The sequence below is a fragment of the Aliiroseovarius sp. S253 genome, assembly GCF_049800855.1.
Lineage (GTDB): Bacteria > Pseudomonadota > Alphaproteobacteria > Rhodobacterales > Rhodobacteraceae > Aliiroseovarius.
Genome location: NZ_JBNAFW010000001.1, coordinates 675762 through 698217 on the forward strand (window position 1 = coordinate 675762; position 22456 = coordinate 698217).

General features: G+C 58.0%; 22 protein-coding genes. 17 read left to right on the forward strand and 5 right to left on the reverse strand.

Annotated features, from left to right (window positions below; translation table 11 throughout):
- Together ACP15F_RS03405 and choX are read right to left on the reverse strand one after the other, a co-directional pair.
- Window positions 1–615, reverse strand: coding sequence for a LysE family translocator (locus tag ACP15F_RS03405; RefSeq protein WP_424939438.1), 615 nt, complete (start codon window positions 613–615; stop codon window positions 1–3).
- Between the two features lie 71 nt (window positions 616–686).
- Window positions 687–1619, reverse strand: a complete 933-nt coding sequence (gene choX / locus ACP15F_RS03410) for a choline ABC transporter substrate-binding protein (RefSeq protein WP_424939439.1) — start codon at window positions 1617–1619, stop codon at window positions 687–689.
- 186 nt (window positions 1620–1805) lie between these two features.
- Here choX and betI point away from each other — a divergent pair, with 186 nt between their 5' ends.
- From betI to ACP15F_RS03430, 4 genes are all read left to right on the forward strand, one after another.
- On the forward strand, window positions 1806–2387 hold the full coding sequence (gene betI, locus ACP15F_RS03415; RefSeq protein ID WP_424939440.1) for a choline-binding transcriptional repressor BetI: 582 nt from the start codon (window positions 1806–1808) through the stop codon (window positions 2385–2387).
- Window positions 2384–3892, forward strand: a complete 1509-nt coding sequence (betC, locus tag ACP15F_RS03420; protein ID WP_424939441.1) for a choline-sulfatase — start codon at window positions 2384–2386, stop codon at window positions 3890–3892. The genes betI and betC overlap by 4 nt, the downstream gene beginning before the upstream one ends.
- 22 nt (window positions 3893–3914) lie before the next feature.
- Window positions 3915–5570, forward strand: a complete 1656-nt coding sequence (gene betA / locus ACP15F_RS03425) for a choline dehydrogenase (protein WP_424939442.1) — start codon at window positions 3915–3917, stop codon at window positions 5568–5570.
- Between the two features lie 82 nt (window positions 5571–5652).
- Window positions 5653–5892 (forward strand): YdcH family protein, encoded by a 240-nt coding sequence (locus ACP15F_RS03430; protein WP_424939443.1) that lies wholly within the window; start codon window positions 5653–5655, stop codon window positions 5890–5892.
- A 47-nt stretch (window positions 5893–5939) separates the two neighbouring features.
- Here ACP15F_RS03430 and ACP15F_RS03435 read toward each other — a convergent pair whose 3' ends face one another.
- Complete coding sequence (locus ACP15F_RS03435) at window positions 5940–6767, reverse strand: alpha/beta hydrolase (protein ID WP_424939444.1); 828 nt, start codon at window positions 6765–6767, stop codon at window positions 5940–5942.
- A complete protein-coding gene (locus ACP15F_RS03440; protein WP_424939445.1) occupies window positions 6764–8167 on the reverse strand; it encodes a helix-turn-helix domain-containing protein in 1404 nt (467 codons plus the stop codon). The genes ACP15F_RS03435 and ACP15F_RS03440 overlap by 4 nt, the downstream gene beginning before the upstream one ends.
- 132 nt (window positions 8168–8299) lie before the next feature.
- Between ACP15F_RS03440 and ACP15F_RS03445 the strand changes: the two genes are divergently transcribed.
- From ACP15F_RS03445 to ACP15F_RS03505, 13 genes are all read left to right on the forward strand, one after another.
- Window positions 8300–9832, forward strand: a complete 1533-nt coding sequence (locus ACP15F_RS03445; RefSeq protein ID WP_163037089.1) for an acyl-CoA carboxylase subunit beta — start codon at window positions 8300–8302, stop codon at window positions 9830–9832.
- Window positions 9802–10305, forward strand: a complete 504-nt coding sequence (locus ACP15F_RS03450; RefSeq protein WP_424939446.1) for a DUF6497 family protein — start codon at window positions 9802–9804, stop codon at window positions 10303–10305. The genes ACP15F_RS03445 and ACP15F_RS03450 overlap by 31 nt, the downstream gene beginning before the upstream one ends.
- Before the next feature lie 14 nt (window positions 10306–10319).
- On the forward strand, window positions 10320–10676 hold the full coding sequence (locus ACP15F_RS03455) for a hypothetical protein (RefSeq protein ID WP_424940933.1): 357 nt from the start codon (window positions 10320–10322) through the stop codon (window positions 10674–10676).
- 328 nt (window positions 10677–11004) lie between these two features.
- Window positions 11005–11211 carry a lipoprotein gene (locus ACP15F_RS03460; RefSeq protein WP_108855749.1) on the forward strand — a complete coding sequence of 69 codons (207 nt, stop codon included), beginning with the start codon at window positions 11005–11007 and terminating at the stop codon, window positions 11209–11211.
- A gap of 143 nt (window positions 11212–11354) precedes the next feature.
- Window positions 11355–13403 carry an acetyl-CoA carboxylase biotin carboxylase subunit gene (locus tag ACP15F_RS03465; RefSeq protein ID WP_424939447.1) on the forward strand — a complete coding sequence of 683 codons (2049 nt, stop codon included), beginning with the start codon at window positions 11355–11357 and terminating at the stop codon, window positions 13401–13403.
- A 1-nt stretch (window position 13404) separates the two neighbouring features.
- Window positions 13405–14955 carry a hypothetical protein gene (locus ACP15F_RS03470; protein ID WP_424939448.1) on the forward strand — a complete coding sequence of 517 codons (1551 nt, stop codon included), beginning with the start codon at window positions 13405–13407 and terminating at the stop codon, window positions 14953–14955.
- Window positions 14952–15467 (forward strand): hypothetical protein, encoded by a 516-nt coding sequence (locus tag ACP15F_RS03475; RefSeq protein ID WP_424939449.1) that lies wholly within the window; start codon window positions 14952–14954, stop codon window positions 15465–15467. Before ACP15F_RS03470 ends, ACP15F_RS03475 begins: the two co-directional genes overlap by 4 nt.
- Window positions 15468–15525: 58 nt before the next feature.
- A complete protein-coding gene (gene scpA, locus ACP15F_RS03480) occupies window positions 15526–17652 on the forward strand; it encodes a methylmalonyl-CoA mutase (RefSeq protein WP_424939450.1) in 2127 nt (708 codons plus the stop codon).
- A 66-nt stretch (window positions 17653–17718) separates the two neighbouring features.
- Window positions 17719–18333, forward strand: coding sequence for a VOC family protein (locus ACP15F_RS03485; protein WP_424939451.1), 615 nt, complete (start codon window positions 17719–17721; stop codon window positions 18331–18333).
- A 17-nt stretch (window positions 18334–18350) separates the two neighbouring features.
- Complete coding sequence (locus tag ACP15F_RS03490) at window positions 18351–18806, forward strand: N-acetyltransferase family protein (RefSeq protein ID WP_424939452.1); 456 nt, start codon at window positions 18351–18353, stop codon at window positions 18804–18806.
- A 30-nt stretch (window positions 18807–18836) separates the two neighbouring features.
- Window positions 18837–19517 (forward strand): TerB family tellurite resistance protein, encoded by a 681-nt coding sequence (locus ACP15F_RS03495; RefSeq protein ID WP_424939453.1) that lies wholly within the window; start codon window positions 18837–18839, stop codon window positions 19515–19517.
- Entirely contained in the window at window positions 19517–20542 is a 1026-nt protein-coding gene (locus ACP15F_RS03500) for an endonuclease/exonuclease/phosphatase family protein (RefSeq protein WP_424939454.1), read from the forward strand. Before ACP15F_RS03495 ends, ACP15F_RS03500 begins: the two co-directional genes overlap by 1 nt.
- Before the next feature lie 36 nt (window positions 20543–20578).
- Window positions 20579–20902: a hypothetical protein gene (locus ACP15F_RS03505; RefSeq protein ID WP_424939455.1), complete on the forward strand. Its 324-nt coding sequence runs from the start codon at window positions 20579–20581 to the stop codon at window positions 20900–20902.
- 6 nt (window positions 20903–20908) lie between these two features.
- On the opposite strand, the gene ACP15F_RS03510 is transcribed toward ACP15F_RS03505, so the two are convergent.
- A complete protein-coding gene (locus ACP15F_RS03510; RefSeq protein WP_424939456.1) occupies window positions 20909–22450 on the reverse strand; it encodes a Ppx/GppA family phosphatase in 1542 nt (513 codons plus the stop codon).
- Between the last annotated feature and the right edge of the window lie 6 nt (window positions 22451–22456).

A 22456-nucleotide genomic window follows, 5' to 3' on the forward strand; every position in this document is an offset into this window, starting at 1 on the left:
TCAGTGCCTTTCATTTAGGGCCAGGGCAAGGCCAGAGAAGATCAGGAAGCAGCCAACACCTTTGTTCAAGTTGTACAGGCGCTTCGGGGACAGTAGGCCTTGGAAGCCTGCGCCGAACCCGGCATAAAGTGCGACCGCAAGACACTCGAGCACCAGAAACAGCCCGCCAAGAAGCGCGTATTGCGGGGCGAGCGGTTGGGCAAGGTCGGTGAATTGCGGGAAGAATGCGGTAAAGATCGCGATGGCTTTCGGATTGCCGATGGCGATCAGAAAGTCACGGCGGATCAGCGCGGTGATTGGGTCGTTCGAAGCGGCCGTGGTCTCGGCCTGCGGTTTCGCTTGCCACATGCGCCACCCGACATAGATCAGATAGGCTGCACCCGCATATTTCACCGCATTGAACGCAGCTTCCGACGTGGCCAGAATTGCGCCCAGACCGACGCCAACCAACAGGATCATTGCTGCAAAGGGCAGCATACGCCCCATACCACCGGCAAGTCCCACCAGAAATCCGCGTCGTGCACCGTTCGAAAAGGCCAATACATTATTTGGCCCCGGCGCGATGTTCAGCGCGAAGCAGGCCGGAATAAACAGGGCAAGCGTGGCAAGTGTCATATCAGGGTCTTCAGGATGTCAAAACGAAACGCGCCGGGAAGATCCCCGGCGCGTTCCATAATGTGTTGGGTTTACATGCCCAGCGAAGCTTTGACAGCAGCCACGGCATCGCCACCATCTTTGGTGGTCACGCCGTCCAGCCATGCCATGTAGGCGTCGGGGTTCGCAGCCAACCACGCTTTGGCAGCGTCAGCAGGATCTTGGCCGTCATTCAGGATCGCACCCATGATCTCGTTTTCCATTGCCAGCGAGAAGCTGAGGTTTTGCAGCAGCTTACCGGTGTTGGCACATTCAGCCACGTAACCTGCACGGGTGTTGGTGTCGACCACGGCACCACCCAAGTTCGGGCCGAAGAAATCGTCGCCACCGGTCAGGTAGGACATTTCAAAGTTGGCGTTCATCGGGTGGGGTTCCCAGCCCAGGAAGACGATCGGCTCGCCTTTTTTGTCGGCGCGGGCAACCTGTGCCAGCATGCCCTGCTCGGAGCTTTCAGCTACTTCAAAGCCTTCAAGGCCAAACGAGTTGCCATCGATCATCGACTGGATCAGGCGGTTGCCGTCGTTGCCCGGCTCGATGCCATAGATCTTGCCTTCCAGCGCATCCGCCTTAGCAGCGATGTCAGCGAAATCCTTGATGCCCATGTCGCTAGCAGCCTTGTTTACGGCCAGCGTGTACTTCGCGCCTTCAAGGTTGGTGCGCACGGTGTCAACGGTACCAGCTTCGCGATAGGGCGCGATGTCGGCCTCCATCGTGGGCATCCAGTTGCCAAGGAAGACGTCAATGTCGCCTTCCGCCATCGAGGTATAGGTCACGGGCACGGACAGAACCTTGATGTCGGTCTCATAACCGAGTGCTTCCAGAACTACGGTGGTCGCCGCAGTGGTTGCCGTGATGTCGGTCCAGCCCACATCCGAGAAGGTAACCTTGTCGCAGTGGCCGTCAGCAAAGGCGGTCGTCGCGACAGCCGACAATGCGATGGCTGAGAGTGTGGATTTGAGTTTCATATGTTCGCTCCCTGTTTTTTGGTGCGGTTTTATTGGCCGGGGCCCGCATATGCAGACCGCTCGGCGTGACCCTAACGCAGGCTGCGCAAAGGTGGAACCGGCTTCATTGGTGCAGACGGTGCTTTTTATTGATTGACGAGTCAATTAAAAAAAGCAACCCTGACGCACCGCAAATCGGAGAGGCATATGCCAAAGCTGGGGATGGAACCCATTCGGAAAGGCGCGCTGGTGCAGGCCACGATCGACGAGATCGGCCGTGCTGGAAGCCTTGATGTGACCGTGACGCAAATTGCCAAGCGCGCTGGAGTATCCAGCGCCTTGGCGCATCACTATTTCGGTGGGAAGGATCAGATTTTTCTGGCTGCGATGCGTCACATCTTGTCGGTCTATGGTGCGCAGGTGCGCGCCGCCGTGTTGGGGGACAAGACCCCGCGCGAGCGGGTCGAGGCGATCATTCGCGCCAACTTTGAAGCGGGCAACTTTCGCCCCGAGGTGATCAGTGCGTGGCTGAATTTTTATGTAATGTCGCAAAGCAATGATGGTGCGCGGCGGCTTCTGCGCGTCTATCAGCACCGGCTGCATTCGAACCTTGTGCATGATCTGCGCCCTCTGGTGGGCGAGGATGCGCACGAGGTTGCCGACACGCTCGCTTCGATGATCGACGGGCTCTATATCCGCCACGCACTGCGCGAAGAAACCCCAAGTGGCAAACGCGCCTGTGACCGTGTTTTGGCCTGCCTTGATATCATTCTGGAGACCCACGCATGACGAACCCAAATATCCTGATCATCATGGTGGATCAGTTGAACGGGACGCTTTTCCCGGATGGGCCGGCGGATTGGCTGCATGCACCAAACTTGAAAAAACTGGCCGAACGCTCGGTTCGATTTAAGAACGCCTATACTGCCAGCCCGCTTTGCGCGCCGGGGCGGGCCAGCTTCATGTCGGGTCTGCTACCGCGCCGGACCAAGGTCTATGACAATGCGGCAGAGTTCGCGTCGGACATTCCGACCTATGCGCACCACCTGCGCCGTGCGGGCTATCAGACCGCGCTGTCGGGTAAGATGCACTTTGTCGGCCCTGACCAAATGCACGGGTTTGAAGAGCGTTTGACCACCGATATTTACCCCGCCGATTTCGGCTGGACGCCAGATTATCGCAAGCCCGGCGAGCGAATTGATTGGTGGTATCACAATATGGGCTCCGTCACTGGGGCAGGGGTCGCCGAGATCTCGAACCAGATGGAGTATGATGACGAGGTGGCGTATAACGCCTGCGCCAAGCTTTACGATCTGGCGCGCGGCCATGACGACCGCCCATGGTGCCTGACCGTCAGCTTCACCCACCCGCATGACCCCTATGTGGCACGCCGCAAGTACTGGGACCTGTACGAGGATTGCGACCACCTGCTGCCCGAGGTGCCTGCCAAAGCGTACGAGGATCACGACCCTCACGCACAGCGGATTTTTGACGCAAATGACTGGCGCAATTTCGACATCACCGAAGACGACATCCGCAAGTCCCGCCGTGCCTATTTCGCCAATATCTCGTATCTGGACGACAAGGTTGGCGAGATGTTGGATATTCTGGAAAGCACCCGCCAAGAGGCGACCATTCTGTTCGTCTCGGATCATGGCGACATGCTGGGCGAGCGCGGGTTGTGGTTCAAAATGAACTTCTATGAAGGCTCGGCGCGCGTGCCGTTGATGATCTCGGCGCCGGAGCTTGAGCCGGGCTTGGTCGAGACGCCCGTTTCGACGCTAGACGTTACCCCCACCATGGCCGATCTGGCCGGGATTTCGCTGGACGAGGTCAAGCCGTGGGTCGATGGCGAAAGCCTTGTGCCGCTGGCAAATGGCGAAGAACGCGCAAGCCCTGTGGCGATGGAATACGCAGCCGAGGCGTCCTATGCGCCGCTCGTGTCACTGCGCTATGGCAAGTGGAAATACAATCGCTGCGCACTGGACCCTGATCAGCTGTTTGATCTGGAGGCCGACCCACATGAGTTGGTGAATTTGGCTGAGGATCCAGACCATCAGGGCACGCTGAACTCGCTGCGCGCGAAATCCGAAGCGCGCTGGGATCTGGACGCCTATGACAATGAAGTGCGCGAAAGTCAGGCCCGCCGTTGGGTGGTCTACGAAGCGCTGCGCAATGGCGCCTATTTCCCGTGGGATTACCAGCCGCTGCGAAAGGCCTCCGAGCGCTATATGCGCAACCACATGAACCTCGACAATGTTGAAGAAAACGCTCGCTTCCCCCGTGGCGAGTAACCCCTGATCTGACGGAAAGACAATGCAAGCAGAATACATCATCGTTGGCGCTGGCAGCGCAGGCTGTGCAATGGCCTATCGGCTGGCTGAGGCCGGAAAACGGGTTTTGGTGATCGAACATGGCGGCACCGATGCCGGGCCGTTCATCCAGATGCCCGCGGCACTGAGCTATCCCATGAATATGAAGACCTATGATTGGGGCTTCCAGACCGAACCTGAACCGCATCTGGACAACCGCACGCTGGTGACGCCGCGCGGCAAGGTCGTTGGTGGATCCAGCTCGATCAACGGGATGGTCTATGTGCGCGGTCACGCTAAGGATTTCGACCATTGGGCGGAACAGGGCGCAGATGGCTGGTCCTATGCGGACGTGCTGCCCTATTTCAAACGGCAAGAAAGTTGGCATGACAGTGGGCATGGCGGCGACGCTGATTGGCGCGGCAAAGATGGCCCGCTGCATGTGACCCGTGGCCCGCGTAAGAACCCGTTGTTCCACGCCTTTGTCGAGGCCGGGAAGCAGGCCGGATACGAGGTGACCGACGACTATAACGGCCAGAAACAAGAGGGCTTCGGCCCGATGGAGCAGACCGTCTGGAAAGGGCGGCGTTGGTCAGCGGCCAACGCCTATATCCGTCCGGCTCTGGAACGCGAGAACTGCGAGCTAATCCGCGCCTTCGCCCGCAAGATTGTCATTGAAGACGGCCGTGCCGTCGGCGTCGAGGTTGAACGCGGCGGCAAGATCGAAGTGATCCGTGCCGAAGCGGAAGTGATCATTGCGGCCAGCTCGATCAACTCGCCCAAACTGTTGATGCTGTCGGGCATTGGTCCCGCGGCGCATCTGAACGAACACGGGATCGAGGTTGTCGCCGATCGCCCCGGCGTTGGGCAAAACCTGCAAGACCACCTTGAGGTCTATATGCAGTATGCTTCGAAGAAACCGATCACGCTGTATCGTTACTGGAACCTTATCTGGAAAGGCATTCTGGGCGCGCAGTGGCTGTTTACAAAAACCGGTCTGGGCGCGTCGAACCAGTTCGAAAGTGCGGCGTTTATCCGCTCGAAGGCGGGCGTCGAATACCCCGACATCCAGTATCACTTCTTGCCGATCGCAGTGCGCTATGACGGGCAGGCGGCGGCGGAAGGCCACGGGTTCCAAGCCCATACCGGCCCGATGCGTTCGCCGTCACGCGGAGAAATTACGCTGAAATCGGCGGACCCGAAAGATGCCCCGCGCATCTTCTTTAATTACATGTCGACCGAGCAGGATTGGGAGGACTTCCGCACCTGTATCCGCCTAACGCGCGAGATCTTCTCGCAACCCGCGTTCGAGCCGTTCGTGAAATTCGAGATCCAGCCGGGCAACGCGCTGCAAACGGATGACGAAATCGACAGCTTCATCTGTGAACACGCCGAAAGCGCTTATCATCCTTGTGGAACGTGCCGAATGGGACGCGCAGATGACCCGATGGCAGTGGTCGATCCGGAAATGCGGGTGATTGGAGTTGATGGGTTGCGTGTTGCCGACAGTTCGGTCTTCCCGCGCATCACCAATGGGAACCTGAACGGGCCGTCTATAATGGTAGGCGAAAAGGCGTCAGACCACATTCTGGGCCGTCGTCTTCCGTCTGCAAATGATGAGCCCTGGATCCACCCGGATTGGCAAAATTCGCAGCGATAAGCGCGTGACTTGATCCCTGTCAAAGCGGGGGAGGTTTGCTGGACGCAAACTTCCCCTGATTTTGAACTAAGGAGACACGCGAATGTCACATACGCCGCACGAACTGCACGAAGAATTCCCCGAATTTGCTGAGAAAATGACCGAAATGAAGCAGTCGGACGCGCATTTCTCGAAACTGGCGGACGAATATCACGATGTGAACCGTGCGATTCACCGGGCCGAGACCAATGTTGAGCCGACCGATCAGTTCAACGAAGAAGATATGCGTAAAAAACGCGCAGCTCTGAAAGACGAGATTTATCGGATGCTGTCGGCTGCTTAAGGGCACCGTTCAAGCAAAAAGAAAGGCCGGGCAATTGCCCGGCCTTTTTATTTTCCGTGGAGGTCCAGCAACCATTGCTTCAAGGGTTTCAGTGAGTTTCTCCAGACCGAGGTATGGCCCGAATTCTTGCGCGCAGCCAAGTACTTGTTCTTGGCAGGAGACAGCTTGAACAATCGTTCACCCATTCGGAAAGGAACTGTTTTGTCCTTTTTCCCATGCATGATGAATGTTGGTGCTTTGACCTTCTGTATCGCACGTTTGGACGGCCACAGGTCGTCTCGGCCCGCAACGAACGGCAGTAGGGCAGGGTTCTTAGCTGCGGTCAGATCCACTAGTGACGTATACGGTGCTTGTAGAATAACGGCAGAGGGTGGGTTGGCGCGTCCCGGCTTCCCGGCGGCAATCGCAAGTGCAACCCCTGTGCCAAGGCTTTCCCCCATCAAGACGATCTGCTTGCTGCCGGTCATTTTGGGAATGTCCCGATACAATTGGTTGGCAAGGCTTTGAATCTTCTGGCGACTGGGCCGCCCCTTGCTGCCCGCCATACCGGGATAAGCCATCGCAACGACACCATAGCCTTTGTTCAGGAACCACCGAAACTTGTGGCCCCGCGAATGAAGGTTCCCGCCTGAGCCGGGAAGATACATCACCGTGGGCTTGCCGCGTTTGGGCTTTCCGACCCAAAGAACCAAACCTTTATAGATGACCTCTTGCAGGCGCTCATCGGTTCTTGCCGGGTTGCGGCGTTTCTCGCTGAATTGATAGAAAATGCGCCGCTCCATCTGAGTCGCGAGGCTTTCGGCGCGCACGGGTTGCGGTCCCGAAGCAACCAGAAAGGTCAGGGCCAGCAGGATAGGAAGGAAGAACTTGTTCATCGTGTGATCTCGTAAGGAAGCGTTCCGCGCGAATATGGGTCGACTTGCAACTTGCGTTCAAGGGGAGGAACCGAGCGTTGGTGACACAACTGACGTTCGCAGATACGGCAAGAGATACCGATGGGTTCAAACGCGGCATCGTTCGAGACGTCCAGATCATCCGCATAGACCAGTGCACCTGCGTGTTTCACCTCGCATCCCAGTCCAATCGCATAGCGGCGCACCGGCGCATCAAAACTGCCACCGGATTTCGTGACGTTTCGGGCCAGGCAGAAGTACCGTATTCCATCCGGCGTCTGCGCCAGTTGGCGCAGGAAACGGCCAGGAGTTTCAAAGGCTTGGTGGACATTCCACAGGGGGCAGGCCCCACCAAAACGAGCGAATTGCATCCGCGTGGCCGAGTGGCGTTTGGTAATCGTGCCCGCTTGATCCACGCGCACGAAAAAGAAGGGGATGCCCTTCGATCCGGGGCGCTGCAATGTCGACAGGCGATGGGCCACTTGTTCAACCGACGCGCCGAACCGATCCGCCAGACGTTCAAGGTCGTGACGTGTCTCGTGGGCGGCGGCAAGAAACTGCTCATAAGGCAGAAGAGCAGCGCCCGCGAAGTAGTTTGCAAGCCCAAGTTTGGCGATGGCGCGCGCTTCTTCGGTTTGGAACCGCGCGAAGTCTAGCGTGGCCTCCAGCAATGCATCTTGCGTAAGAAGTGCGACCTGCATCAGCAGCTGGAATTCTTGCGTGGCACGTGGAGGTCGGGTCGACAGGGTCAGCACTCGTCGGTCGACGTCATAACTGCGCACTTTGTCGACGTCCTCGCGGTTCAAGGTGATGCCGCGGTCGTTCAGTACAGCTTCGGCCATCGCGGCCTGATCCAGACCGCGCGTCTTGCCCGTTTGTGCAAAGTGTTCGGCCGCGCGGTCCACCGCATCTATGTAGTTGTCACAATAGTGAAAGAAGTCGCGAACCTCTTCCCAAGGGCTGGCTTGGTTTGGTGTGTCGTCTGCGCCGATGTTTTGATCCATTGACGCGAGCCGCTCGTGCCCAAGCCTGTAGGCGCGATGAAGTTCCAAAAGCGCATGGGCGAGGGCAGGGGCATTCGATGCAGCAAGCCGCAAATCCGCCAAAGGGGGGATGTCTGAGAAGACAGGGTCGGCAAAAGCCTCGCGCATATCTGTGACCAGCCGTTCGGCGTCCCCGGTGGACAATTCAGCTACATCAAACCCGAATTCCTGCGCCAAAGCCAAAACCACACCCGTAGACACGGGGCGGTTGTTATTTTCCATCTGGTTGAGGTAGGGAAGGCTGACGCCCAGCTTCTCGGCGAAAGCTTTTTGGGTCAGGTTTAGGCGAGAACGAATTTCGCGCAATTTCACGCCGGCATAGAGCTTTTGTGTGGCCATCGGAGCCTCCTGACTTCGCATATTTGCAATTTGCACTAGCATACTTGCATTTAATTTGCAAATTCGCCTCTTTTTGCTTCCCGCTGCCGTCAGGGCAGGCTAGTTTGCGGCGAAATCAAGGAGTGCCGCCAAATGAAAGATATTCTCCAAGAACTTGAAAGCCGCCGCGAGAAAGCCCGTCTTGGGGGCGGTCAGCGTCGGATTGATAGCCAGCACAAAAAAGGCAAGCTGACCGCACGCGAGCGAGTCGAGCTGCTGCTGGATGAGGACTCGTTTGAAGAGTTCGACATGTTCAAAACCCATCGCTGCACCGAGTTCGGCATGGAAGCCGACAAGCCCGCGGGCGACGGTGTCATCACCGGTTGGGGTACGATCAACGGTCGTCTGGTCTATGTGTTCTCGCAGGACTTCACCGTCTTCGGTGGTTCGCTGTCGGAAACCCATGCTGAAAAGATCTGCAAGATCATGGACATGGCAATGCAAAACGGCGCGCCTGTGATCGGCATCAACGATTCTGGTGGTGCGCGTATTCAGGAAGGCGTGGCGTCGCTTGCAGGCTACGCCGAAGTATTCCAGCGCAACATCATGGCTTCGGGCGTGGTGCCGCAGATTTCGGTGATCATGGGCCCGTGCGCCGGTGGTGCCGTGTATTCGCCCGCCATGACCGACTTCATCTTCATGGTGAAAGACAGCTCGTACATGTTCGTGACCGGTCCCGACGTTGTAAAAACCGTGACCAACGAAGTGGTGACAGCCGAGGAACTTGGCGGTGCCTCGACTCACACCAAGAAGTCGTCGGTCGCTGACGGCGCGTTTGAAAACGACGTCGAAGCGCTGAGCGAAGTGCGCCGTCTGGTCGACTTCCTTCCGCTGAACAACCGCGACAAGGCACCTGTTCGTCCGTTCTTCGACGATCCGGCCCGTGTGGATGACAGCCTTGATACGCTGATCCCCGACAACCCGAACTCGCCCTATGACATGAAAGAGCTGATCACCAAGCTTGGTGATGAGGGCGACTTCTTCGAGATTCAGGAAGACTACGCCAAGAACATCATCACCGGTTATATCCGCCTGGAAGGGCAGACAGTGGGCGTTGTGGCCAACCAGCCGATGGTTCTGGCTGGCTGTTTGGACATCGACAGCTCGCGCAAAGCTGCGCGTTTCGTCCGCTTCTGTGATGCGTTTGAAATTCCGATCCTGACACTGGTCGACGTGCCGGGCTTCCTGCCGGGTACAAGCCAAGAATATGGCGGCGTTATCAAGCATGGTGCGAAACTGCTGTTCGCTTACGGCGAAGCCACGGTTCCGAAAGTCACGCTGATCACGCGTAAAGCTTACGGTGGTGCCTATGACGTTATGGCGTCCAAGCACCTGCGCGGCGACTTCAACTATGCTTGGCCGACTGCTGAGATCGCAGTTATGGGTGCAAAAGGCGCGACCGAGATCCTGTACCGTTCTGAACTGGACGATGCCGAGAAGATCGCGCAGCGTACGCAGGATTATGAAGATCGCTTTGCCAACCCGTTCGTGGCTGCCGAGCGCGGCTTCATCGACGAGGTTATCCAGCCGCGTTCGTCGCGTCGCCGCATCAGCCGTGCCTTCGCCTCGCTGCGTGGCAAGAAGCTTCAGAACCCTTGGAAGAAGCACGACAATATTCCGCTGTGATCATGGGTCGCACGGCGGGATATCTGGGCCTTCGTGGCCTGACCGGGGTGGCAGCGCATGTTGCCACCCTGGCCCTATCCCTAACCGCGCCGACGATGCTTGCAGCATCTCAGGATGACTGGTCCGAAGGCATGTCGCTTACGGTCCCGTCAGGCCAGACAGTCACTCTGCTTGAGATCAATCAGCAGGATGGCAATCAGGGGGGATCGGCAATCCATGTCCGGTTTCTGGCACCTGAGATTTCCCGCAACACGGGAAGCATAGCCTTCTCGCAAGCGGAAGAGGATATGGCCGCGATCTGTCAGGACTATGTGCTGCCGCACTTGTCCAAGATCACGGATACAGAGCCAGAGCAGATCGTGATCGTTCTGGCAGATCGTTGGGTCGAGTTCGGTGTCTCAGACATGGATGCGACCCAGTTTTTCGAAGCTTTTCGCCCCGAAGACGGGGTGTGTGTTTGGGACGGGTTCTGATGGCGCTGCCTTATATGTTGAAGCACAAAGGCTTCCCCGGACGTCTTACGGGTACGGATTTTCAGTTTACCATTCGTCGCGCCAGCAAGACCGGGGCGACGAAGCTGGCTGCGCGCGAACGCTATGCCGACCGTAGGCCGGCAGATCGACGTGCAGACACGGGCTTTATGAAAGCACTCTGGGACTATTTCGGAGATCAGCCGTTCGAACGTGGCAATCTGGATGCCGGACGCCTGTCGTGGCTGTTCGAGAGAGAGGTGCTGCCAGCGCAGGACCCATTTGATCCTGAAGACTATGAAGCGCTTTTGGTCATCGATGAAGCCCGTGCGCGGGCTGCGTTTCCGGATGCGTTCGAGGAACAATCGGCATGAATTCGCCCGCATTGTATACCAACCGGCAAAAAACAGCCCAACCGGACGGGGTGCGTCTGGCGAGGGGTTGTGATTGCTTTGGTTCATGCCAACATGCAAATCACGCAGAGAACATATCCCCGTTCTCTGCAATGGTTTGTCGAAACCATTACCCTTCCCCTTCTTCTACCCGGTTCAGCGCGTTTGCGTCTGAACCGGGCCTTTTTTCGCGCATAGATAGCTCTGCGCGCCACGCAATGCGCCGCGCATCGCGAAAAAACGCCTTGGGCAATACCCGTTATCGGGGCACAATGACTGCTAGAATAAACTCTGAAAGAGGCAGTCACACATGCAGTACAGAAAGCTTTTCGTCGGGGCGTTTGCCCTTGCCGTGCTGGCAGGATGTCAGTGGAATGACCTTCAGCGTGCCGGCGTTGGCGCAGCTACAGGCGCAGTGGTCGCAAAAGCAACCAGCGGCAACCTTCTTACCGGGGCAGTCATCGGTGCGGGCGCAGGTGCGCTGTGCGATGACGTCGGCGTCGGTATCTGCAACTAATCTGAAATTCTCTGGCTCCGCCCAAAGCGGATCCTTCACACACAATCGGCCTGCCGAGACCACCCGGTCCGGCGGGCTTTTCTATGTCAATCTGCGGGACGCTTCACGGTGTCACGCCCTCACATGAACCGAAAGGACAGGACATGTTCAACAAGATCCTGATTGCGAACCGAGGCGAGATCGCTTGCCGCGTGATCAAGACTGCCCGCAAAATGGGCATCAAAACGGTGGCGATCTATTCAGACGCCGACCGTAACGCGCTTCATGTGAAAATGGCAGACGAAGCCGTTCACATCGGCCCGCCCCCTGCCAACCAATCCTACATCGTCATCGATAAAGTGATGCAGGCGATCAAAGATTCCGGTGCCGAAGCGGTTCACCCCGGCTATGGCTTCCTGTCTGAGAACTCGAAGTTTGCTGAAGCATTGGAAGATGCAGGCGTCGCGTTTGTCGGACCGCCCAAAGGTGCGATCGTGTCGATGGGTGACAAGATCACCTCGAAGAAGATCGCTCAAGAAGCCAACGTGTCGACCGTTCCCGGCTACATGGGGTTGATCGAAGACGCGGACGAAGCCGTGAAGATCTCGAACGAGATCGGCTATCCGGTGATGATTAAAGCCTCGGCCGGTGGCGGTGGTAAAGGCATGCGGATCGCGTGGAACGACGAAGAAGCCCGCGAAGGTTTCCAGTCGTCCAAGAACGAAGCAGCCAGCAGCTTTGGTGACGACCGTATCTTCATCGAGAAGTTCGTGACCCAGCCGCGTCACATCGAAATTCAGGTTCTGTGCGATGCGCATGGCAACGGAATTTACTTGAACGAACGCGAATGCTCGATCCAGCGTCGTAACCAGAAAGTTGTTGAAGAAGCGCCGTCGCCCTTCTTGGATGAAGCCACTCGTAAAGCCATGGGCGAACAGTCGGTCGCACTGGCCAAAGCCGTGGGCTATACCTCGGCCGGTACGGTGGAGTTCATCGTCGATGGCGACAAGAACTTCTATTTCCTTGAGATGAACACCCGTCTGCAGGTGGAACACCCCGTGACCGAGCTGATCACCGGTGTTGACCTTGTCGAGCAGATGATCCGCGTCGCCAATGGCGAGCCGCTGTCGATCACTCAGGACGATGTGGGCATCAATGGCTGGTCCATCGAAAACCGTGTCTACGCGGAAGATCCCTATCGCAACTTCTTGCCCTCGATTGGTCGTCTGACCCGTTATCGCCCGCCCGCAGAGATTGCGGCTGGCCCGATGCAGGCCAACGGCAAATGGGCCGATGAAGCCATCGAAGGTTCGGACTATGCTGTTCGCAACGACACCGGCGTCTTTGAAGGCGGCGAGATCTCGATGTACTACGACCCGATGATCGCCAAGCTGTGTACTTGGGCTCCGACCCGTGACGAAGCGATCGAAGCCATGCGCAACGCGCTGGACGGGTTCGAGCTGGAGGGCATTGGCCACAACCTGCCCTTCGTGTCAGCTGTGATGGATCACCCGATCTTCATGAAAGGCGAAATGACCACCGCCTTTATCGAGGAACAGTACCCTGACGGCTTCGACGGTGTTGAGCTGGGCCATGATGCCCTGAAACGCATCGCTGCTTCGGCTGCTGCCATGTATCGCGTCGCTGAAATTCGCCGCACCCGTATCTCGGGCCGCATGGACAACCACGAGCGCAAGGTTGGCAAGAACTGGGTCGTGACGCTGCAAGGCGAAGAGTTCCCGGTCAAGATCAAAGCCGACAAGAAAGGCTCGACCATCAAGTTCGAAGACGGTTCGAAAATGCGCGTGGCCTCGGACTGGACGCCGGGCGACAGCCTTGCCACGCTGGACGTGGATGGTTCGCCGCTGGTTCTGAAGGTCGACAAGATCACCTCGGGCTTCCGTATGCGTAGCCGCGGTGCTGACCTGAAAGTGCATGTGCGCACGCCGCGTCAGGCCGAGCTGGCCCGTTTGATGCCAGAAAAACTGCCGCCGGATACCTCGAAAATGCTGCTCTGCCCGATGCCGGGTCTGGTAGTGAAAGTCGACGTAGAAGTCGGTCAGGAAGTTCAGGAAGGTCAGGCCCTGTGCACGATCGAAGCCATGAAGATGGAGAACATCCTGCGCGCCGAGAAGAAGGGCGTCGTATCGAAGATCAACGCTGGCGCAGGCGACAGCCTTGCCGTTGACGAAGTGATCATGGAGTTCGAATAACATGACCAAGGCCACCACGTTGTCCCGCTTGCCGGGGCAGCTGACATTGATGTCAGTGCTGATCAGCGTGGTGGCCTTCGCGCTTTATCAGGGTGTGGCCCTGATCCGGGCGGGTGTTTTCGAATACCCGCTCGATGACGTTTACATCCACCTTGCGGTTGCCGAACAGATCGCCGCTGGTGGTTATGGCGTAAACCCGGGCGAGTTCACCTCGGCCGCGTCATCGCCGATTTACCCCTTTTTGCTGACCGCCTTTGCTGGCACCGCCGCGCAAGCGTGGCTTCCTCTGTTCTGGAACACTCTGTCCCTGATATTGGGGGCCGTTCTTTGGGCGCGGATCGTGTTTGCAACCGGTGCGTCGCGGAATTGGATGCTGACCTTCGCGGCCCTTGGCCCCTTGGCGTTTAACTTCGCTGGTGCGGCCATGGTCGGAATGGAGCACAGCCTGCATATTCTGGCCAGCCTTGCCGTTCTGCGCGGGCTTCAGATCCAGATGGACGAAGGCCGCATCAGCTGGCTTTTGATCGCCGGGATGGTCCTCGGCCCAATGATCCGGTTCGAAGGTCTTGCCGTGACAGGTGGGGGCGCGCTTGTCCTGCTTCTGATGGGGCGCTGGACGATAGCTGTTGGCTTGTTCGCGGCTGCATCAGCACTTGTTGCTGGGTTCATGTATTTCCTGACATCGCTTGGGTTGGAGCCATTGCCCAACTCGGTCATGGCGAAACTGTCTGGCAGCGGGCATGACCGGTTCTCGCCAGCCGATCTGCCGATCAAGCTGCTGGTTCAACTGTTTTCCAACAAAGCCGTTGTGCTGTTGATCACCGTGCTTTGCGCGATCGCCCTGATGGCACGCCCCGGGATTGATCGCAGCTTGCGCCCCCTGTTGATCGCGGCCGCGTTCACCGGATTTGGTCATTTGCTTTTGGGCCAATTCGGGTGGTTCGAACGCTACGAGCTTTACGCCATGACCTTCGTTCTTGGCCTTGTGATGATGGTCGTTCTGCGCGACGAGACATTGCACACGATGCGCCTATTGCTTTTGGCGGGCTTTGGCTTTCTGGGTGCGACTTATGGCCAGTGGTTGTTGTTCAACGGAACCAACGGCCCGAATGCGATCTATTCGCAGCACGGCAATATGAGCCGCTTCGTGAAAGAGGTGTACCAGAAACCTGTTGCTGTGAATGATCTGGGATATGTGGTCTGGGCCAACGACAACCAGGTGCTCGACCTGTGGGGCCTGGCGTCTTATGACGCTTTGAAAATTCGGCTGGATGATCCCTATCCTGGCTGGGCTGCAGACCTTGTTGATGAGGCTGGGGTTGAACTGGCCATTATCTATGATCGCTGGATTGATGAGGGCATTGGTTCGGACTGGATCAAGGTTGGGACGCTGACTTTCACAGGTGGCCGGGCATTTCTTGGTGGGTATGAAGTCAGTTTTTATGCAACCAAACCAGCCGCCGCTAATGGTATTCGCCAGCAACTGAGCGAGTTTGCGCCACAGATTCAGGGCGACGCGGTGCTGTCCGTGATCGACGAGGGTGAGGGATGAACTTTCTGCGTCATATCCCCCTTGTCGCCGCCACCAGCATCACGCTTTTGTCTGGCTGCAACCTGCACAGCGAAAAAAAGCTGCGTACCAGCCTTGAGCAGTATTTCACGCTTGGGGACACCCTGTTTTTTAACAGCAAGATGACCTGCACCGCTGCCGTATTCCGCGCCGCGCTGAACGATGTGAAGCCCGAGATGCCGATGGCCGCGACCAGCCTTGAAACGCAAGAGTTTTTCCGGAGCACCGGAAAGGCCGCCGTGCGCGCCGAGGGGCAGACACCGCACGCCCTGACCGACGAGATGCTGACGACTGAGGACGGCGCGTTTGGCCGTCAGGCGCTGGCTGCTGCCGCGCTGGTCGGGAAATGCCTGTCGGATACGAACAGCCAAGATTTCCACCGCGCGCTGACACGGCCCGGTGCCACCATCGCCTATGACACTGGGGTAGGGGGCGTCATGATCCTCGATCCCGTAGAACGAAAACTCTTTTTTGCCGCCGGAGATCCTCTGTGACCCGCGGCTCGGAACCAGCCAGCGCCCACGGGCGCGCCAAGACGAAAAGGACGACAATATGAGCGACACAAAGAACTGGAAGGAATTGGCCGAGAAGGAACTTCGTGGCCGTGCCCTTGATGATTTGACTTGGAACACGCTGGAAGGCATCGACGTCAAGCCGCTCTATACGGCAGAAGACACCGCGAACCTTGACCACATGGGCACGCTGCCCGGCTTTGGCCCCTTCACCCGTGGTGTGAAGGCGACCATGTATGCGGGCCGTCCGTGGACGATCCGTCAGTATGCGGGCTTTTCCACCGCGGAAGAATCGAACGCCTTCTACCGCCGCAACCTTGCTGCGGGTCAGCAGGGTGTCTCGGTCGCGTTCGACCTTGCAACGCACCGCGGCTACGACTCGGATCACCCGCGTGTTGTAGGCGATGTTGGTAAAGCTGGTGTGGCGATCGACAGTGTCGAAGACATGAAGATCCTGTTCGACGGCATTCCGCTGGACAAGGTTTCGGTTTCGATGACCATGAACGGCGCGGTTGTGCCTATCCTTGCCAGCTTCATCGTCGCCGGCGAAGAGCAGGGCCATGACAAAGCGCTGCTAGCGGGCACCATTCAGAACGACATTCTGAAAGAGTTCATGGTCCGCAACACCTATATCTATCCGCCCGAGCCGTCGATGAAGATCATCTCGGACATCATCGAGTACACCTCGAACGAGATGCCGAAGTTCAACTCGATTTCGATTTCCGGCTATCACATGCAGGAAGCTGGCGCGAACCTGGTGCAAGAGCTTGCCTATACGCTGGCCGACGGTCGCGAATACGTGCGTGCCGCGATCGAAGCTGGCATGGACGTCGACAAGTTCGCAGGCCGCCTGAGCTTCTTCTTCGCCATCGGCATGAACTTCTTCATGGAAGCCGCAAAACTGCGCGCCGCCCGGACCCTGTGGCACCGCGTCATGACCGAGTTCGGCGCGAAGTCGGAGCGTTCGAAAATGCTGCGCACCCACTGCCAGACCTCGGGCGTTTCGTTGCAGGAACAGGATCCCTATAACAACGTGATCCGTACCGCCTACGAAGCCATGTCGGCGGCTCTTGGTGGCACCCAATCGCTGCACACCAACGCGCTGGACGAAGCCATCGCGCTGCCCACCGATTTCTCGGCCCGTATCGCACGCAACACCCAGATCATCCTGCAGGAAGAAACTGGAGTGACCAACGTGGTCGATCCGCTGGCGGGCTCCTACTATGTGGAAAGCCTGACCGACGAGCTGATCAACAAGGCTTGGGAGCTGATGGAAGAGGTCGAAAGCATGGGCGGGATGACTAAGGCTGTGGCCTCGGGTATGCCCAAGTTGCGGATCGAGGAATCTGCTGCCAAGCGTCAGGCGATGATCGACAAAGGTGACGAAGTCATCGTTGGCGTGAACAAGCACAAGCTTGATAAAGAAGACCCGATCGACATTCTTGACGTGGACAACATGGCCGTGCGTGACAGCCAGATTGCCCGCCTTGAAAACATCCGCGCAACCCGCGACGCAGCCGCTTGTGAGGCCGCACTGGCCGAGCTGACCCGCCGCGCCAAGGAAGGTGGTAACCTTCTGGAAGCCGCCGTCGAAGCCGCTCGCGCCCGCGCATCCGTAGGAGAGATCTCGATGGCTATGGAAGAAGAGTTCGGCCGTCACCGCGCCGAAGTGAAAACGCTGGCTGGCGTCTATGGCGCGGCGTACGAAGGCGACGAAGGCTTTGCAGCCATTCAGAAGTCGGTCGAAGATTTCGCCGATGCCGAAGGCCGTCGCCCGCGTATGCTGGTGGTGAAAATGGGTCAGGACGGTCACGACCGTGGTGCCAAGGTTATTGCCACGGCCTTTGCGGATATCGGCTTTGACGTGGACGTAGGTCCGCTGTTCCAGACCCCGGACGAGGCTGCTCAGGACGCCATCGACAATGACGTGCACATCGTGGGCATCAGCTCGCAGGCCGCTGGTCACAAGACATTGGCCCCTCAGTTGGTGCAGGCTTTGAAAGAGCAGGGCGCCGAGGACATCATTGTGATTTGTGGCGGTGTTATCCCGCAGCAGGACTATGATTTCCTGTATGAAAATGGCGTGAAAGCCATCTTCGGCCCGGGCACCAACATTCCCGAAGCGGCTCAGGACATCCTGAAGCTGGTGCGTGAAGCCCGCAGCTAAAGCGGAAAACACTTGAGGGCGGCGGGTTTTCCCGCCACCCTGATCCTAGACCATCAGGGGGACGAAATGGCTCTGGGAGAAGTTGACCATCTTGTGGTGTCCTCCGCGACCCTGTCAGAAGGCGTCGCGTATATCGAGGACCTGCTTGGGGTGTCCATGTCGGAGGGAGGAGACCATCCGCTCATGGGCACCCACAATGCCCTTCTATCCCTAGGACCAGCGACCTATCTGGAAGTGATTGCCGTCAATCCTGACGCCGATGCGCCCGATCACGCGCGTTGGTACGATCTGGATTACTTCACCGGCCCGGCCCGTTTGACGAACTGGGCTTTACGCGTGCCGGACCTGCATCAAGCGCTTCAACGTGCACCCGAGGGATCGGGCGATGAATTGCAGCTGTCGCGTGGTGATCTGCACTGGGATATGGCCGTACCCGCCGACGGGCGTTTGCCTTTCGCGGGGTGCGCACCGGGGCTTCTGTCTTGGAAGGACGACATGCCTGCGCCGCGATTGCCGGATCATGGGCTGCGGCTCGCCGCGCTTGAGATCACGCATCCTGAAGCCGAAGCGCTGACCGTTGCCCTACACCCGCTGGTCGAGGACAAGCGCATCTCGGTTCACACTGGCGCACCGGGGTTGGCCGCGTGGATCGACACGCCGGGCGGGTTGGTGCAGCTGTGATTGTCCGCGCGGCAAGAATGACGGACGCTTCTGCCATTCAGAAGCTGTGGAACCTTGCGATCCTTGAAACGCTGATCACGTTCAACTCTGTTCCGAAAACGCGGCTCGAGGTGGAAAAGGCCATTGAATCTGCGAAATGCATGCTGGTTGCTGAAGAGGCTGGCCAAGTGGTGGGCTATGCCAGCTTTGACCAGTTTCGGGCTGGGATCGGGTATGCCCATACCGCAGAGCATTCGATCATGATGGATCCTAGTGTACGAGGGCGTGGGGCAGGACGGTTCTTGATGGCTCAGATCGAAGACGACGCCCGAACCCAAGGGTTTCATTCGATGATCGCCGGCGTTTCCAAGTCAAACCCAATGGGTGAACCGTTCCACGCAGCAATCGGGTATCAGACTGTCGGGGTTATCCCACAGGCAGGGCGAAAGCACGATCAGTGGCATGATCTTGTGCTGATGCAGAAAATCCTGTGACCCGCTAGCGAAAGCCGCTAACACTGCCCTATGTCTATATGGTCCCGCATATCCGACGCGCTGTCCGCGCTTGCCAAGGGCGAAACCCTGTCAGATGTGTTTTCGCATCTGCGCACGCCGCCTGAACGCTCGGCCGGTTTTGCCATTGCAGTCATAGCTTTGGGTGCAAAGATGGCCAAAGCAGACGGGCAAGTCACGCGCGACGAAGTTTCGGCCTTCCGCGAGGTCTTTACCATCCCGCAATCGGAAGAGAAAAACGCAGCCCGCCTGTTCAATCTGGCCCGCACCGACGTGGCCGGGTTCGAGCTTTATGCCCAACGGGTCGCGGCGATGTTTGGCCCCGACGATCCGGCGCTTTGCGATCTGATGGAAGGCCTGTTCCACATCGCGCTTGCCGATGGCGAGTACCATCCCGGTGAAAACGCTTACTTGGAAGAGGTCGCGCGCATCTTCGGAATGCCGGATGAACGCTTTGCGGCGCTCCGTTCGCGTATGGTGCCGGATGAACACCCCGACCCCTATCGAGTGCTGGGCGTAGCCCGTGACGCCCCTATGGCCGAGATACGCAAGGTCTGGCGAAACGAAGTGCGCGAAAGCCATCCTGACCGCATGATCGCCCGTGGCGTGCCCGAAGAAGCAATCAAGCTGGCCGAGAAACGTCTAATTGCCGTTAATAGGGCATGGGAAGAAATCAACGCAGGGCAGGGGTAATGCGGATCGCGACCTATAATGTCGAATGGTTTAACAGCCTATTTGATGACGATGGCCTTCCGATCGTGGACAATGGTTGGTCCGGTCGTCAGGACGTCACCCGAGCCGCACAATGGAATGCTGTAGGCAAGGTGTTTCAAGCGTTGGATGCCGACGCCATTATGATCATCGAAGCACCGGATCAGAACCGAAAGCGAGATACAGTCCCAGCACTGGAAACCTTTGCCGAGATCTTTGGGCTTCGTGCGCGCAAGGCGATGATTGGGTTTGCCAATGACACGCAGCAGGAAATCGCCTTGCTCTATGATCCTCGTGTGATCAGCGCGCGGCATGACCCGCTGGGGGCCGAGAACGTGGAAGACGCCTATGCCGCGCCACGGTTTGACAGCAGTTTTGAACTTGATCTGGATACCGATGCTACGCCCGAGATCGTGGTGTTCTCAAAGCCGCCACTTGAGGTCGCGTTGACCCACCGTGAAAGCGGAAAAGAGCTGCGGTTGATCGGAGTACATGCCAAGTCAAAAGCCCCACATGGCGCGCGTGGCGCCGCCGAGGTCATGCGCGTCGCCATCCAAAACCGCAGAAAACAGATGGCGCAGTGTATCTGGATCCGTCGGCGCGTGGATGAACATCTGGACGTCGGAGAGCCGCTGATCGTGCTGGGAGATTTCAACGATGGTCCGGGGCTGGACGAATACGAAAAACTGTTCGGTCGCTCAGGGGTCGAGGTCGTGTTAGGCGAGGGTAAGGCCACCTGTATGTATGACCCTCATGCCCGAATGGCGCTGTTGCAACGCACGGGTGCCCGCCCAACTACCTCGCGGTTTTATATCGCCAAGGAAAAGCGGTATTTGCAGGCGCTTTTGGACTATATCATGGTGTCTCCGGACCTACTGGCGACCAAGCCAAATTGGCGCATATGGCATCCGTTTGAAGACTCGTTGTGCTATCAGGATGTTGCCCTACGTGACGCGCTGTTGACGGCCTCGGATCACTTCCCGGTGTCGATTGATTTGAAGCTCTGACCTTCAAAAACGGTTGTGATCGCCTACATGTGAACCATGAAAAAATTTGCGACAACCTCCGCCCTTGCATTGCTTCTAGCGACCGGACCTGTCTTCGCGCAGGACGATACGCCGCCTGACAACCCCGAACTTGCCGAAGGGGCCGAGCTTTTGAACCGGGGCTTTCAACTGCTTCTAGAAGGGCTCGCCAACGAAATCGAGCCAATGGCAGAAGAGTGGTCCGAAGGTTGGGCTGATCTGGTCGAGAAATTCGGCGACATGCAGGTCTATCATCCGCCTGAAGTGCTGCCTAATGGGGATATCATCATCCGCCGACGCACCCCGCTTGACACTTCTGAGCCGGGTGAGACGGATATCTAAGCCAAATTAGCGTTTCTTTTTCACGATGGGCGCGGCGTCCAGAGCGTCGGCCAGTGTTTGGAAACGTGCCTCGGCCACTTCGCCAAACAATCCGTCGGCTTCTTTCTTCAAATGTAGAACTAGTTCGCGCTTTTTAGGGAACCAGCGAAGCTCGGCCATGCGTGTCGGATCTTCGACCGAGAACATGGCCCCGAACCGCATGGCCTTGCCCAGTACCTCGGCCCGGGTCAGCATCTTGTCAGGCAAGATGTCGAAAAGCGGTTCGAAATGCGACCCGTCGCGGCTGTTTTTATAGCGATGTAGCAATGCCAGCCCAAGGAACACACGTTGTTCGTGGGTCAGCCCCCCCAGGTTGGCGCGGGTGGCGTTGTCGAAACAAACCTCGTGCCGGTAATCGGGGTGCGCGCGCCAGCTGACATCATGCAGCAGGCAAGCGGCGCGGATGATGCGCAGATCTTCGTGTTTCAGCGATTTGTAAAGCGGGGTTAGGAAGCGAAACAGCGCCTTGCCAAAGCCGGGATTGCGCGCGTCTTTGTTTTCGGCGTGATAGCATGCTTCGATCAGTGGATCGCGTTTGCGCAGCCGGTCGGGCATCTGTTCGTAAAGCAGCCCTTCACGGATCCCGTAAGAGCTGACAGCGATCTCTTTCGGCCGAAAGACACGCATCAGACGTTTCAGAACCTGAGCCGCGATGGGTACAAGCGCCATACGGGCCGAGGACGTCCCGGTATGCTGCCGCACCTCGTCCAGATCGACCTCTTCGATCCATTTCAGGGTCTTGGCCAGCGACTTTGGCGTCATCCGATATTCATGCAGAACGGTCAGGGGATAGCCGCGGCGTTCCATGTCCAGACGAGCAATGGCACGCCACGATCCGCCCACAAGGAATAGACGTTTGTGGTCGGTCCCCATTTCGTCGGCCAATTCATCCACCACGCGTGCAATCTCGGTCTTCAGACCTTTTTTGCCACCAGGCACGCCCGCCAGTTTCAGGGGGCCAAGCGGCGAGGTGACGCGTTTGCCGACTTCTCCGTCTCGGATATGGGCCAATTCCAGTGACGAACCGCCGATGTCGCACATCAGCCCCTGCGCTTCGGGCCAGCCCAACAGAACACCTTGCGCGGACAGACGAGCTTCTTCCTCGCCATCGATGACATAAAGTTCCAGCCCGGTTTCGCGCAGAACCTGTTCGCGGAAGTCTGGGCCATCTTCGGCGTCGCGCACCGCAGCGGTTGCGACAGCCGATAGCGGGCCAAGATCCATGCCATCTGCTAGTCGTTGAAAGCGTTTGATGGCCGACAGGGCGCGGGCGCGGCCTTCAGGATGCAAGTGGCCGGTTTCGGCAATACCACGTCCCAAGCCACAGAGGATCTTTTCGTTGAAGAAATAGGCAGGCGATCGGGCAGCCCCGTCAAACACCACCAAACGGACGGAGTTCGACCCTACATCCACAACGCCAACGCGGCTAAGCCTGCGGGCCGAAGGGTCATCAAACAGTGGTCGTCCAAACGGGCCCCAATCGTCCCCGGTATCGCCACGTCCGTCCATAGAATC